Origin of the sequence: Paenibacillus sp. FSL H8-0457 (assembly GCF_038051935.1) — a bacterium.
Taxonomy (GTDB): Bacteria; Bacillota; Bacilli; order Paenibacillales; family Paenibacillaceae; genus Paenibacillus_AQ; species Paenibacillus_AQ lautus_A.
On record NZ_CP150293.1, the window covers coordinates 1,005,544 to 1,020,699 of the forward strand.

The following is a 15,156-nucleotide window of genomic DNA, read 5'->3' on the forward strand; positions in this document are numbered from 1 at the left end:
GATCCGTGAAATGGGCAGGGAAAGGTTTATCGAATGTCGAATCTTGGAAGAAACATAGATATGGCATTATAGGGGGATCAAGGAATGAATGGACCGATGATCATTACGTTGTCTGTTTTGGCCGTGGCATCCGTATTGTTCATGTCGGGAAAAGCGCGGTCGGATTTGGTCGCGATCGGCGTGTTGATGGTACTTATGCTAACGGACATTTTAAGTCCGGCTGAAGCCCTGTCGGGCTTTTCCAATTCGGTTGTCATCATGATGATCGGTTTGTTTGTTGTGGGGGGCGGCATTTTCCAGACCGGGCTGGCCAAGATGGCCAGCGGGAAGCTGCTGAAGCTTGGCGGAGGAAGCGAGACCCGGCTCTTGATCATGATCATGCTGGTGACGTCGCTCATCGGCGGATTCGTCAGCAATACGGGCACGGTAGCTGTGATGCTGCCCATCGTTGTCAGTCTGGCATACAGCGCGGAGATCAATCCGGGGCGGCTGCTGATGCCCCTTGCGTTTGCAAGCAGCTTGGGCGGCATGCTCACCTTGATCGGAACGCCGCCGAACCTTGTGATTCAGGAGACGCTGATTAACGCAGGGTACGAACGGTTGTCGTTTTTTGCTTTTCTGCCGATCGGCCTGGTGTGTCTGGCAACCGGGATTCTCGCGATATTGTTCCTTCGCCGTTATCTTCCCAGCAATGAAGAAGGAAGAACGGGGAACCAGGGCGGACGCTCGCTCAGGGAGCTGGCCAAGCAGTATCGGCTGACACAGAACCTGTATCGGATTCAGGTCGGAGCCGATTCCTCCATTCGCTCCAAGACGCTGCGGGAGCTGGATATTCCGGCACAGTTCGAAATCAACATCATTGAAATCCGCCGTAAAATGTCGGCCAAGAATCAATTCTTCAAAACGATCAACCAGGAGATCGCAGGTCCTGGGACCGTGATAGAGGAAGAGGATATTCTGTACGTGAATGGTCCATTCGAGCGGGCCTCGGAGTTTGCGGAGACATACGGGCTTGTCATGCTGGACCAGGGTGTGCCCGAGCATCGTAAACATGCCGAAGAGTCGCAGTACGCCACAAGCGACGTCGGCATTGCGGAAGTGATGCTGACGCCGTCCTCGCGCCTGATCGGCCGGCTCGTCAAGCATTCGGGATTCCGCGAGAAGTATCGGGTGAACATTCTGGGCATCCAGCGTAAAGAACAGTATTTGCTGCATCATCTGAAGGAAGAGAAAATGCGCTTTGGCGACGCGCTGCTCGTGCAGGGCACGTGGAAGGACATTGCCCTGCTGGCAGCCGAGCAGACGGATGTCGTGGTGGTGGGGCAGCCTGCAGAGGAGTCGCGCAAATTGACGATGGATCACAAAGCGCCGATCGCGGCGGGGATCATGCTGCTGATGGTGATCCTGCTCGTGACGGAATGGATTCCGGCGGTAGCCTCCGTGATGATTGCCGCGGTGTTGATGGTGGTGTTCGGCTGCGTGCGCAACATGGAGGAAGCGTATAAGACGGTCAACTGGGAGAGCATCGTCCTTATTGGAGGGATGATCCCGATGTCCATTGCCATCGAGAAGACGGGAGCCGCCACGCTGATCTCGGATATGCTGGTTCATTCCCTGGGCAGCTATGGATCGCTTGCCCTGCTGGCAGGGGTGTATTTCACCACTTCGCTGCTAACGCTGTTTATCAGCAATACCGCCTGCGCGGTATTATTCGCGCCGATTGCGTTATCGGCTGCGATCCAGATGGGAGCCAGTCCGTATCCGTTTCTGTTCGCCGTTTCGATTGGGGCGAGCATGTGTTTTGCGTCCCCGTTCTCCACGCCGCCGAACGCGCTCGTCATGTCGGCAGGACGTTATAAATTCAGTCATTACGTGAAGGTCGGCCTGCCGCTTCAACTGACGATCGGGCTCGTCATGATGGCGGTACTGCCGCTGTTCTTTCCGTTTTAAAAGGGAACCGGCACCTAACACCCGCATGTTCAATCCGATGAGGATAGCGCATGCGGGTGTTATTCCATTTTGAGGGTAGATAGCGTGGAAGACGGGCGGTTAATACTCCCTCACACCTCGACAGATCGACTCCTGCCAGATGCCCCTGCCCCTTTTGCAGGAAATCGCCTGCCGCAGGGCTAATACATCCACTTAGGACATCCTGCCTAATCGTAAAAATGCGCATCATTTCCGTAGAAATGACTACGCTGATCCCACTGGATTGTTGCTATGCTTGAGAAAGCCGGAGGTGCAAGGGCCGATGAAGAACCGCTTCAAAAATCCGCTGGGCCGCATGAACATCAAACAGCAGATGATTCTGCTGTTCCTGGTGCTGGTCATTCCGTTATTCGGGCTGAACGCCTACGGGAATTCCATGGCCGGTCAAATCCTGAAGCGCCATGTGACCAATGCTTATATTGAACTGAACAAACAAAATTTCAAGCTGATTAACCGGGACATTGAAACCGTTAACAAAGTAACCTCCACGGTCATCCAGAACTCGCAGATCCAGCAGCTGGACCCCTTTGCCGAGGTTACCGTACTGGAACGCGTCAAAAATTACGAGCGGCTCGAAAAGATGCTGATTTCCTTCTCCCAAGAGACGGATGAGCGTGAACCGGTCTATTACTCGCTTTATGTGTACGACCCGGACAACAGCTACTTCTTTGCCCCGTATTACCCTGACCGCAGAAAAGCAGGGGTATATTTTTTCTCCGACGAGAAGGAGAAGCCCGCTTGGTTCGATGAAGCCGTGGCGATGAAGGGGAACGGATACCTGAAGCGCATGGCCAATCTGTCGCCGCCGGTGCAAGGGCGCCAGGATCTAGAGACTTTAAGCTATGTGCGGGCCGTTAACAATATCTATCGGGGCGGTACCATCGGTGTACTGCTGGTTACCAATTTGGACGCGCGGATCGGCGAGTCGTTATCGACGGTCTCGATTCCGGATGGGGAGCTGTATTTTACGGATTGGGACGATAATATCCTGACCTCGTCGGTACAGGGCATGGCGGGCAAGCTGGAATTGCCGCCCGAAGCGGATCCGGGCCATTCCACGATCGGCGTGATGGACGTGATCACGTCGGATTTCATCTATGTCATCGATTACAATTACGTGCTCCAGCAGAAGCTGGTTTACAAGGTGCCCGTCAAAACGCTGCTTGCCCAGCAAAGCGAGATGAAGCGCGTCATACAGGTCATTTCCGTCGCTTATTTTGCCGTGGGCCTCATTATCGTCTTTTACTTCTGGCAGTCGCTGATGACGCCGCTCCAGAAGCTGGCGCACTTCGTGAGGAGGTACGAACCGGGAAACGTCGTGCCGGAAACCCCTTATCGGCGCAGAAAAGACGAAGTCAGCGTCCTGATCTCCACGATCTATGACATGGCCCGCCGACTGAATGACCTGATCCATTACAAATACAATATGGATTTGAAGCAGAAGGAGGCGCAGCTGCAGCTGCTCTATCAGCAGATCAATCCCCACTTGCTGTACAACACCCTGGAGAGCATTTACTGGAAGAGCACGATGGAGGGCAATACCGAGTCCGCCGAAATGATCAAGGATTTATCCAAATTGATGAAGATCAGTCTCAGCCGGGGCCGGGATCTTATCACGCTTGGGGAAGAGCTTGAGCATGCGGGGGCTTATATGAATCTCCAGCTGAATCGTTATGATTATCAGTTTACGATCCGATGGGACGTTCCCGAGGCATTGCTGGCGAATCATGTGCCGAAGATCACGCTGCAGCCGCTGCTGGAGAACGCGATCATTCATGGCATTAAAAATATGGGCGAGGACGGAATGATCCGCGTATCGGGTCATCTGGAGGGTGATCGATGCCGGATCGTCATTGAAGATAACGGCTTCCGCCCCGTGAACTACGAATCCATTCACCGGCTTCTTCATGATGATGCACCCGATCATTCGCTGGGCTACGGCATCCGCAATATCCAGGAGCGGATCCGGCTGCATTTCGGCAGCCGCTACGGGCTGCAGTATGAACCCGGGGAAGAAGGGGGAACCCGCGTGACGATCACGATACCGCGAACAGAAGCAGCAACCATTACAGCAACCGGACAGGAGGTTTCCTGATGTACAACATTTTGGTGGTAGATGACGAACGTTTGATATGTAAGGGCTTGGCAGGGCTGTTAACGTCCTCGGGCCTTGCCATCGATGGCATAACCACGGCCTACAGCGGGCAGGAAGCGCTGGACTACATACGGATGGGGGACATCGACCTGCTGGTCACCGATATCCAGATGGGCGAGATGAACGGCATTGAGCTGATGCAGCAGGCGAAGATCGTGAAGCCTTGGGTACAGACGATCATTATTTCAGCCCATGAAACATTTCAATACGCCCAGCGGGCGCTTCAGCTCGGAGCCAAGGATTATTTGATCAAACCGCTGAACAGCGAGCAGTTTCTGGATTCGGTCCGCAGCGTGTTGCTCAAGATGGACCGGCCGGCGCCCCAGGTCGAGCCGTTTCTCATGGCCGATAATGAGCATTTCCGGATGGAGGAGCCGCCGTCCGAAAGAATAGAGCGGCTGAACGAGCGGCTCTCCATGGAGCCGGATCCATCGGCCACTGCCGGTCCCGACGAGTCGGAGCTGGGCCTGGTCGGCCCCTATTTTGCCGTTATCAAAATGAAACTGGGCCTGGCGGAAGAGCGCAGCGCTTCTTTTTCCAGTCATGATATAAACCTGATTCAATATGCCGCGCTGAATATCGCCAAGGAGCTGCTGGAGCAGGAGCCGCACACCTTAGTGTTCTATTCGCCGGAACGGGACGTCAACATCATCCTTCAATGGAGCGAGCAGGAAATGGAGGAGAACGCCAGCGGGAAAATCCATCATCTGGAGATGATCGGCCGGAGTCTGCACCACCATGTGGAGCTGCACCTGAAACGGAGCTGTACCGTGGGCATCAGCCAAATATTGAGGGGACGGGAATTCTTGAGCGTGCTCAGCCGCCAGGCGGACAAAGCGATGCTGTGGAGCGAGCAGCTGCATGATTTCCATGTCTTTTATTACGGGGATTTCAATTGGCACAATTATGCCCAGGAGACGTCGCAGGAGGTGCTTTCGAGCCAGAGCAACCGGATCGTGGAGAATACGAGGCAATATATCGACGAGCATTACCGCCAGAAGGGATTGACCATTCATGATGTAGCGAAGAACAATCACGTGAGCCCCAACTATTTGAGTTACCTGTTCAAAAAATATACCGGCAGCAGCCTTTGGGAGTATGTGGTGAAGCTACGAATGGAGGAGAGCAGGGCATTGATCCTGAACACGGATCTCCGCCGGTACGAGATAGCCGAGCGGGTGGGGTATGAATCCCCGGAGCATTTCAGCAAAATCTTCAAAAAATACTACGGCGTCAGCCCAAGCGAGCTAAAGAAGTAAGATCCGTCATACTTCACATAGTTTTAGACATGTTCGAAGGCTCCCCGGCTTTTTTACAATAAAAGCTAGACATTGAATAAAGGAATGAGGGAGTCGGATGGAAGAAACGATCATGTCACAAGGCCAGGCTCTGGTCAAGCCCGGCCGCCGCGCCGGGAAGGAGCATAAGCGCAAGCCGCTGTGGAGGAAGTATGTATGGGGGTATTTGTTCCTTGTCCCGGCCATAGCGATCTTTATCGTCTTTTTATGGGTGCCGATTTTCAAAGGGATCTTTTACAGCTTTTTTCATATCGATTTCGTAAAAGGCAATACCTTCGTCGGGTTCGATAATTATGCCAACGTTCTGAGCAATCCCGACCTGCTGCTATCGGTCAGAAATACATTGTATTTCATGCTGTTAACGCTTGTCATCGGCTTCTGGGTGCCCATCGCCGCATCCATTGCCATCTCGGAGCTGAAGCTGTTTCAAGGGTTCGCCCGGATTGCCGCGTATCTCCCGTTTGTCGTGCCCGGGGTCGTGCTCTACGGCATGTGGCGATGGATGTACGATCCGGTGGGCCCGGTCAATGCGTTGTTCGGCTTCTTCGGGGCAGAGCCGGTATCGTTCATATCGGATAGCCGCTTCTCGATGGTATCGCTGGTCGTCATGGAGACATGGCAGCAATTCGGCTCGGCGATGCTGATCTATCTGGCCGGAGTGCTGAGCATACCGAAGGATTGGTATGAAGCCGCCGAAATCGACGGTGCCGGCGTGTGGGCCCGGATTAAATACATCACGCTTCCCTCGATGCGCAACCTGATTGTGCTCATGCTGATTTTGCAGCTGATCGGCACGTCACAGGCGTATCAATCGCAGCTGGCGATGCTGGACGGTGGACCGAACAAGGCCACGCTCACCTATGCGCTCCTTACCGTAAAATATGCGTTTAACCAACTGGATTACGGGGCCGGAACCGCGATGGGCATCTTGATGTTCCTTGTGCTGAGTTTGCTGGGCATCCTGCAATTCAAGATGAACAGGGAGGAGTACTAGGATGAAAGAGAGAGGCATTTTGTCCGCTTCGGATTTGAGAAAACCGTGGAATAAGGCGGTTTACGGATTTATGGTGCTGTGCATTGCCGTGATGACCTTCACGATGCTGTACCCGATCGGCATGACGATGTTCAACGGATTGAAGAGCAATCAGGAAATCAACACGTTTCCGCCGCGCTTTTTTCCGTCGGAATGGCATTGGGAGAACTTCCCGAAGGGGTGGGCATACATCGATCTGCCGATGTTTCTGAAGAATACGCTGCTGATTTTCGGCGGTAATCTGCTGGTCACGATTCTGGTGCTGGGCATGGCGGCATTCAGCATTTCCCGCATCCGGGTTCCGTATCATCGGGCCATCTATTTCTTCATTCTCATGACCTTGTTCATTCCGGCGTCGAGTTACATGATTCCGAATTTTGTCAATTTGAAGGAGCTCGGCCTGCTGAATTCCTACTGGGCCTTCTGGCTGCCGGCCGGAGCGAACGCATACTTCTTCCTGCTGATCAAAAACTTCTTCGACGGCATTCACCCGGAGATCTTCGAGGCGGCGCGCATCGACGGCGCTTCGGAGATGAGCAGCTTCCTGCGGATCGCCATACCGCTATCCGTTCCGATCTTCGCGACGCTGGCGATTTTTACATTCTCCACGGCATGGAACGACTGGTTCTGGCCGTCGCTCGTCATGCAGACCCAGGACAAATATACGCTGGCTACGGCCATTTACAAGTATGTCATCAACGCAAGGAGCCTGGACAGCAGCGTTAAATTTTCGATCCTGTTCATGGTGATGGTGCCGCCGATCTTCGTATTTCTGGTGTTCCAGAAATTCATCATGCGCAGCGTCAGCCTCTCGGCCGTCAAAGGGTAGGGCAGCAGCGGCGCACATCGTAGCCCTGCACACGATCGTCATATGAATGCACATCGTCCTTTCCGGATTTGGCTTTTATGATGGAGAGAGGAAAGGACATCATTATTTCTAAAGAAAAGGGGAGTATCCATGCGCAAGTTCTCAGCATTACTGATCTGCCTTATGCTGTTCAGCTCCTTGCTCGCCGCATGCGGCGGCGGCAAAGCGTCGCCGGAGGTCACGAATACAGAGGGAGGGACCGCCAATTCCGGAGGGACGGCCACGACGCAGACGGAGGAGCCGAAGGAGGATATCGCGGATCAAAAGATCACGATCAAGATTCACTATCCGCTGCCGGATGATACAACGCTGCGTCAGCAGGAGGACGATAAAATCGCCCGCTTCCAGGCGAAATATCCGAACGTGACCATCGTGAAGGACGACTGGCAGTACAGCGTCAACGAAATTGGGGTGAAGATGGCTTCGAACGAAGCGCCGACATTTTATAACACTTGGGCCACGGAGGCACAGCTGCTCGTGGAGCGGGGCTGGGTGGCCGACATTACGGAGTTCTGGAACGACTGGGAGTACAAGGACGACATGAATCCCGTGCTGCAGGATCAATTCATCGTGGACGGCAAGGTGTACGGCGTCACGCAGAACGGTTATATCACGTCTACGATCGTGAACAAGAAGCTGCTGGACGCGAAGGGCGTGCCCGTACCGCCGATGGATTGGACATGGGACGACATGTATAACACGGCGAAAGGCGCTGCGGACCCGAAGGCCGGCATCTCCGGAATCGCGCCGATGGGCAAGGGCAATGAGGCAGGCTGGAACTGGACCAACTTCTTGTTCGAAGCCGGCGGGGATATCGAAGTGAACGAGGACGGCAAAGTGAAAGCGGTGTTTAACTCGGAAGCCGGCGTGAAGGCGTTGGATTTCTACAAGAAGCTGAGATGGGAAGCAAACGCCATTCCGCAGGACTGGGCCCTAGGCTGGGGCGATGCTGTCAGCTCGTTCCAGCAAGGACGGACGGCGATGGTCATTGCAGGCGCATTTGACGTGATCCAGCCGGCATTGAACGAGGGCGGCATGAAGCCTGAGGACGTGCTTGCGTATCCGATGCCTGCGATGGAGAAAGGCGGAGCGCACCACGGCATTTTGGGCGGCAACTATCTGGTCATCAATCCGAATGCCACGAAGGAAGAACAGGAAATGGCATTCCGCTATATCACGTTTGATTATTTTACGGATGATGCGCTGAAATCGGTGGAAGATACGATCAATGCCCGCAAGGCCGAGGGCAAATATTTTGTGCCGACGCCGTTGGAATATTTCAGCGACGATTCGGAGTATGCGGCGAAGGTGAAGGCGATCTACGATAAGTACGACAACGTCTACGAATATGATCCGCAGCTCTTCAGCCTGTTGGAAGGAAAGCCTGAAGCGCAATTCGGCACGCAGGATTACTATGCGGCAATGTCGAACGTGGTGCAGGAATCGTTCTCGAAGGAAGGCACGGATTCCAAGAAGCAGCTGGACGAAACGGCCAAACTGGTTCAGGAGAATTTCTTTGATAAGATCGAGCAGAAGTAGGAATGCGGCTACCCAGGATGGGATTGGGGAACATGGCAGTACAAAAGAGAGACGTCGGTGCGGCGTCTCTCTTTGCTTTCTCATATCCCCGGCAATAGTTGCTAAAGCTGGGCGAAAGGTCAGCCCTTCAAGCAAGGACGCCTGATTGGTGTTCCGATTCCCAGACCGCCACAGGCAACTTTTTTTGTATTATCTTTCATTTTCAGCGTTCCAACGAGAAAAGAGCCATATTGTCTAATGATTGCTATTATGACGGCCTTACCTGGAATCCGCCTTCGGAATGATCGTCTTTGCGATGCGAATCAGCTCTTCGACCGCGATGTCACCCGTGGTAGAGTTGAGCGATAACATGTAATGATGTCCGGTGGTTGGTTCTTCATAGACCCAGTCCAGCTGCGCCAACTGCGCCGAGTTTCCGCCGTTCCACGTTTTTTGCAGCACGTCCTGCCCATTGATCTTGATTTTCCGGCTGGTCATGCCCATGCTCTCATCCCAGTAGGAGGTCACGCTTCCGTGGTCCCCGTTATTCAGAATGGTAAGGGAGACTTTTTTGTTGTGGTTGGCATAATATACCGTCGAAAGCCAGAATTGATCGGTGAACTTCACCGGCATCAGTGCATATTCCTTCCCGGAAGCCTTGGCTTTCTCAAGCAGCTTTTTGGCGATGTCGGCTTTCTCCTGCTCGGTCAGCGGGTTCACGTCAGTCTCACGTTCCATGTGCACGTTGGCGTTTGTGAACGTATACGTGCCCGAACCGGACAGCTCCTTGGCTAGCGGTAAGCCAGGCACATTCACCATGTTTTGAAGCTTGGCGAAATCCTTGACGGCATGCGGAGTGGATTTGATGTCGATGACATGCTCGGGATTGTCCGGTACGACATAAATGATGGCGGCTTCGCCCGGCTCGATCTGTTCGTCCCAGATGGTGTTCATGAGATGTATGCGGTTCAGTTCCTTTTTCGAATAGCTTTTCGGCGAAGGCGCCTGAGCGTTCGATTTCTCCTCATAAAGAACTTCTCCCTTGCTGTTGGTTAAGGAATGGTACTGTACTGCGGCAAATCCGGTCGACGCGGTAAGCAGCATACCGACCATCATGAGAATGCTTACTTTGTATTTCACGATAAATCGCTCCTTTTTAAGTTGTTTTTCCCGAATCTGGTTCATGACACGTTCCTGGAGGGCCGTCCCGGGCGGCTCAACCCTTTGAAAGAGTGGTTTCAGGTCCTGGCCGTTGTCCATGCTCATTCGTTTCTTCCCCCTCGGCGATGGCGTAATGTTTGCGGAACTTGGCTGCGGCCCGCTCAAATTTTTTCCTAAGATAGGTCGTGCTTTGTTGCAAAATAAGACTGATTTCATGATAGCTCTTGTCCTCGACAGAGCGCAGGATGAGCAGGCTGCGTTCCTCGGCGGTCAGCTTGGCCAGCGCCTGGAGTACAGACGGATTGTAGTATTTGTGCTCGATGACCTGATCGACATGCCTGTTATCCTGATCCTTCTGATATAGAAAGGGGAGGTATCGGGATAGCTTTCGCTTGCGGAGCAAGTCGATGCACTGGTTACAGGCTATGCGGTACAGCCAGGCTTCGAAGGGCTTGTCCGTTTCGAATGTAGATAGATTGCGGTAAGCTTTCAAAAAAGCTTCCTGGGTGCAATCTTCTGCTTCGGCATAGTCGCCGAGCATGTGATAGCAATAGTTGAAGATGGCTTTATGGAATCGGTTCATGATCAGCTCATATTTGTCGATCTCTCCCTTCAAAACATCAGCAACGATCTGATGGAATGCTGGTTCATCCAAGTGGCTTCACCCCTTTACAATTTGTATTACGTTTGGGCAAAGGATAAATGTGACAACGGATTCAAGAAATCTTATTGGCAGGAGAGTGTATTCGGCAAAATCGAGTTGGAGTAAGGGTACGGCTGCCAGGATGGGATTCTGCAAAATAAAAAAAGAGACGCCGGAGTGGCGTCTCTCTGCTGACTGATTTCCTCAGCAATCGGGACTTAATTTGAAAACCAGTGGTTCGTCCTCGTTGAGCCCGACTGCCTGATTATATTGGGAACCAACGGGAACCGCAACTTCCGGCAATCTTAGTAGATCTCGCTCGCATCCGCCGGCAGCTGCCGGACATGCTGCAGGAAGCCCGTTACGCGCTGATCCTGCCCAATATCGTATTCAAAGCCCAGCAACTTGGCGACATCCAGCGCGGTTCTGCGGAACAGCGCTCCCATCGTAAACAGCGCCTCCCACACCTCTTCGTAGGTTCCGCGAGGGTAGGTGGACATCAGCTCGTTCCAGCTGTCCGCAGACAGGTGGTTTTTCAAGTACTTGCCGTTCTTGCCTACGCTTAGCGAGAAATCGGTCTGGGTGCCCACCTGCCACTCCAGCATTTTCATCAGCATCGGCCGCATGATGTTGTGAAGATGGTCCTGGGCATACAGGATTTCTTCACGCCACAAGCCTTTGGCGACATACGTGGATACCCACCAGAACTCGTTGCAGCAATCCTCGAAAAAGGCCGCCGACGGACGCTGTACCCAGAAATCCTCGTCGGACGGAGCAGGAACCTTGGGAAAGGTTTGATCTTTATCCATTAAGATCTGGATCAATTTATCTTCCTTGCAGTATTTCTCCTTCTCCTCGATGGGGATCAGGGTCATGTCAATCCGGTTCCCGTCGGTAAATAACATCAGGTACGAGAACCAGCCTCCAAGATCCGGAGGGAACAGGGCCATATCTTCCGGCGTCTGCAGAATCAACCGTTCCCCGAAGACGTCGATCCAGTTTGGATCCTGGATAAAGCTTTCCATATCCGTAACATGAAAGCTGATGTCGTAATCTTGAAAAATATCCTTCGGGACGTTAGGGTTCGTTCGGGAGCCTTCCAGGGTTACGGCCCGAACCCGCTCATCGCGGGCTGCATAGCCCAATACCAAATCCATCATTTCTTGCTCGCTTCTCATGTGTTCGTAGCCTCCGTATTCATATTTGGACTACCGATGATTCGAATCGAACAGGTCAGGAGGTCCACGGATCCGGATCGTAGAAGCATGGCATGGATGTGGAGCAGGTTATAACTTGTTCAACAGCTTTTTCATGAGGAAATCTCCTTTCGCGTTCTTTGAATTTATCTAGGTTAATTCTTCATGGCCTTAAAAGATTCCTCCGCGGCCTCAAGCGTTGCCTCGATGTCCGCCTCCGTATGGGCCGTGGTCATGAACCAGGCTTCGTATTTGGAAGGGGCCAGGTTCACGCCGCGGTCCAGCATGTGGCGGAAGAAGGCCGCAAAGGCTTCGCCGTCGGTATCCTGCGCTTCGTCATAGTTCGTGACCGGATGATCGCAGAAGTGCGTGGAGAAGGAGCCCCGGATGCGGTTGATCGTGAGCGGAACGCCATGGCGGTCTGCGGACGCTTGCAGGCCTTCCGTCAATTTGATGGTCAAGCGCTCCATCTCCTCATACACGCCTTCGCCCTGCAATACCTCCAAGCAGGCGATTCCAGCCGCGATGGAGGCAGGATTGCCAGCCATGGTTCCCGCCTGATAAGCCGGGCCGAGCGGGGCAACCTGCTCCATCACGTGTTTCCGGCCGCCGTAAGCGCCGATCGGCAGTCCGCCGCCGATGATTTTACCGAGAGCCGTAAGATCCGGCTGAATCGCCTCGTGATTGGCCAGACCCGCATAGGTTTGGGTGGATCCGTAATGGAAGCGGAAGGCGCTGATAACTTCGTCATAGATGACCAGCGACCCGTTGTCGTGCGCCATCTGGCACAGGCCTTCGAGGAATCCCGGCTTCGGCATGACCATTCCGAAGTTGCCGACGATCGGCTCGACCATCACGGCGGCCACATCTTCGCCCCATGCGTCGAGGGCAGCGCGCAGGCCTTCCAGATCGTTGAAAGGAACGGTAATGACTTCCGTGGCAATGCTGGCCGGGATGCCGGCGCTGTCCGGAATGCCGAGCGTGGAAGGCCCGGAGCCCGCAGCCACGAGGACCAGATCGGAATGGCCATGGTAGCAGCCGGCGAACTTGATGATTTTGTTGCGCTTGGTGTAAGCGCGGGCGACCCGAATCGTGGTCATGACGGCCTCGGTGCCGGAATTGACGAAACGTACCTTGTCCATGGACGGGATGGCTTCCTTCAGCATTTTGGCCAAGGTAATTTCAAGCTCCGTCGGCGTTCCGTATAGGGTGCCGTTTTGGGCAGCCGCCGTGATCGCCGCCGTAATATGCGGATGGGCGTGTCCGGTAATGATCGGGCCGTAAGCCGCCAAGTAATCGATATAACGGTTGCCGTCCTCGTCCCAGAAGTGGGCTCCGCTTGCGCGTTTCATGAAGACGGGGGCACCGCCGCCTACGGCTTTAAACGAACGGGAGGGGCTGTTTACGCCGCCTACGATATGCTGCAGCGCTTCTTGATACAGGGCTTCGGAACGGTATCTTGAGGTTGACATGATAGTAAAACTTCCTTTCTTCATGAAGCAGGACAGGAAGCTAGATTGACGTAGCGCCCTGTCCTGATTGCTGTAAGTGTATTAGTTGCGATCCGTTGTCGCAGATGGTGTTGCGGAGCTTTCAGAGTCGCTGTTCTCGGAGTCGGTATTCCCGGTATCGGTGTACCCGGAATCACCTTCCGTGCCTTCGCCGTCTTCGGTCTCAAGGTCTGGCGTCGGCGGGTTCATGATGTCCTGGATATACTGCTTCAGCGTATCCGGATTGCCGACCGTTAAGACGGCGGCGCCGCCGATATGTTCTTCCTTCAGTAGTTTCATCGGAGGTACCTGCTCGCTGCCGCTCATTTTGCTCTTGTAGGCGACGTTCGCAAGCTTCCACATATCCTCGACATCGAGATTCGTATCAATATAAGGGCTGACGGACTTCAAGATGTCCGGAAGCTTCATGATGGAAGTGGTGGTCTGCATTTTCTTGGCTACGGCCTTCAGGAGCTCGCGCTGCCGCTCGGTGCGGGTGAAGTCGCCCATCGCATCATAGCGGAACCGGACGTATTGCAGTGCCGCATTGCCGTCCAGATGCTGCATGCCTTGCTTCAAATCAATGTCGTACTCGTTCTTGTCGGCTTTACTTGAATAACTCATGTCCTTCTCCACGTAGAAATCAACCCCGCCGACGGAATCAACCAGCTTCATGAAGCCCTGGAAGTCCGTATAGACGTAGTATTGAATCGGTATGCCCAGCAGATCGCCTACCGCCTTCATGGCCGTGTTCGGGCCGTGCGTGATGGCCGTATTGATACGGTTTCGGTCATACCCGGGTATTTCTACGTAAGTATCGCGCAGAATAGAGAATAAGTGCATTTTCTTCTTTACGGGATCAATCGAGGCAACAAGCATACTGTCGGAACGAGGAATTTCCCCTTCCTCGAAACCGCGCGCATCGACGCCCATCAGCAGAATGTTAACCGTCTCCTTGCCTTCCCACTCCGGCGGGGCAGGGACTTTGGCATCCACCTTCTCGATTTCCCGAAAAGGGGAGGCTTCGCCAGTTTTCTGAAGACTTTGCAAGCCGTCATAAAACGAGGCCGCATAATAGATGCCGTAACCAATGACGGCGGCCAGTATGATGCTGACACTCCATATAATCGTCTTCTTTGTTTTTTTGGTCATTGGGTTCTTCCTTTCGGATTACGCTGATGAATAAATTCGATAGAACATTTGAACATTCGACATTCATTCTATTATAATTTTTTTCGAAAAGACAATCAATTTTACGGGCCTAAAGTCCGTATAGCAGGAGTTGAGCCTTATCGCAGACCAAAAGCAGTTGAAGATTGGAAGCAAGGTGCCGGATTTTTCACTTCCGGCTTCGAACGGGGAGAAGGTAGCATTAAGCGATTTTCGTGGGCGCAAAGTCGTGCTGTTCTTCTATCCGAAAAATATGACCCCAACCTGCACCGAGGAGGCTTGCAGCTTCCGGGACAACTATGGTGCGTTGGAGCAAGCCGGCGCAGTCGTGATCGGGATCAGCCCCGATCCGCTGAAATCCCACGCCAAATTCATCGATAAGCATAGCCTGCCCTATTTGCTCTTGTCTGATGAGGAGCATAAGGTAAGCGAAATGTTCGGCGTATGGCAGATGAAGAAGATGTTCGGCCGTGAATATATGGGTATTGTACGCTCAACCTTCTTGATTGATGAGAAGGGGAAGCTGGCCGGCGAGTGGCGGAAGGTGAAAGTGAAAGGCCATGTCGAAGCGGTTCTCGCAGCCGTGCTGTCATAGCTATATATGAAGAACGGTCCCTCGGCATGCCTGAACAGGC

Annotated in this window: 12 protein-coding genes; 7 read left to right on the forward strand and 5 right to left on the reverse strand. The window is 53.5% G+C overall.

Features of this window, described 5'->3' with window-relative positions; translation table 11 throughout:
- Positions 1 to 84 precede the first annotated feature (84 nt).
- From MHI43_RS04420 to MHI43_RS04445, 6 genes are all read left to right on the forward strand, one after another.
- Positions 85 to 1,950: an SLC13 family permease gene (locus tag MHI43_RS04420; RefSeq protein WP_081746341.1), complete on the forward strand. Its 1,866-nt coding sequence runs from the start codon at positions 85 to 87 to the stop codon at positions 1,948 to 1,950.
- 301 nt (positions 1,951 to 2,251) lie between these two features.
- Positions 2,252 to 4,084, forward strand: a complete 1,833-nt coding sequence (locus tag MHI43_RS04425) for a histidine kinase (RefSeq protein WP_036664397.1) — start codon at positions 2,252 to 2,254, stop codon at positions 4,082 to 4,084.
- A complete protein-coding gene (locus MHI43_RS04430) occupies positions 4,084 to 5,403 on the forward strand; it encodes a response regulator (RefSeq protein ID WP_036664395.1) in 1,320 nt (439 codons plus the stop codon). Before MHI43_RS04425 ends, MHI43_RS04430 begins: the two co-directional genes overlap by 1 nt.
- Before the next feature lie 97 nt (positions 5,404 to 5,500).
- Positions 5,501 to 6,436: a sugar ABC transporter permease gene (locus tag MHI43_RS04435; protein ID WP_012819039.1), complete on the forward strand. Its 936-nt coding sequence runs from the start codon at positions 5,501 to 5,503 to the stop codon at positions 6,434 to 6,436.
- 1 nt (position 6,437) lies between these two features.
- Positions 6,438 to 7,304, forward strand: coding sequence for a carbohydrate ABC transporter permease (locus MHI43_RS04440; protein ID WP_036664392.1), 867 nt, complete (start codon positions 6,438 to 6,440; stop codon positions 7,302 to 7,304).
- A gap of 129 nt (positions 7,305 to 7,433) precedes the next feature.
- A complete protein-coding gene (locus MHI43_RS04445) occupies positions 7,434 to 8,882 on the forward strand; it encodes an extracellular solute-binding protein (protein WP_012819041.1) in 1,449 nt (482 codons plus the stop codon).
- Between the two features lie 258 nt (positions 8,883 to 9,140).
- Here the strand turns inward: MHI43_RS04445 and MHI43_RS04450 are convergent, their stop codons facing one another.
- The 5 genes from MHI43_RS04450 to MHI43_RS04470 form a co-directional block, all read right to left on the reverse strand.
- Entirely contained in the window at positions 9,141 to 10,127 is a 987-nt protein-coding gene (locus MHI43_RS04450) for a DUF4367 domain-containing protein (protein ID WP_036664390.1), read from the reverse strand.
- Positions 10,078 to 10,677 (reverse strand): RNA polymerase sigma factor, encoded by a 600-nt coding sequence (locus MHI43_RS04455; protein WP_036664387.1) that lies wholly within the window; start codon positions 10,675 to 10,677, stop codon positions 10,078 to 10,080. The genes MHI43_RS04450 and MHI43_RS04455 overlap by 50 nt, the downstream gene beginning before the upstream one ends.
- 293 nt (positions 10,678 to 10,970) lie before the next feature.
- A complete protein-coding gene (locus tag MHI43_RS04460) occupies positions 10,971 to 11,843 on the reverse strand; it encodes an aminoglycoside 6-adenylyltransferase (protein ID WP_036664385.1) in 873 nt (290 codons plus the stop codon).
- A gap of 173 nt (positions 11,844 to 12,016) precedes the next feature.
- The gene (locus tag MHI43_RS04465) at positions 12,017 to 13,333 is read right to left on the reverse strand and encodes a glutamate-1-semialdehyde 2,1-aminomutase (RefSeq protein ID WP_036664383.1); all 1,317 of its coding nucleotides are present in this window, start codon (positions 13,331 to 13,333) and stop codon (positions 12,017 to 12,019) included.
- 81 nt (positions 13,334 to 13,414) lie between these two features.
- Positions 13,415 to 14,503 (reverse strand): LCP family protein, encoded by a 1,089-nt coding sequence (locus MHI43_RS04470; protein ID WP_012819044.1) that lies wholly within the window; start codon positions 14,501 to 14,503, stop codon positions 13,415 to 13,417.
- A gap of 130 nt (positions 14,504 to 14,633) precedes the next feature.
- Here MHI43_RS04470 and bcp point away from each other — a divergent pair, with 130 nt between their 5' ends.
- The gene (gene bcp, locus MHI43_RS04475; RefSeq protein WP_012819045.1) at positions 14,634 to 15,116 is read left to right on the forward strand and encodes a thioredoxin-dependent thiol peroxidase; all 483 of its coding nucleotides are present in this window, start codon (positions 14,634 to 14,636) and stop codon (positions 15,114 to 15,116) included.
- The last annotated feature ends 40 nt before the right edge of the window (positions 15,117 to 15,156 follow it).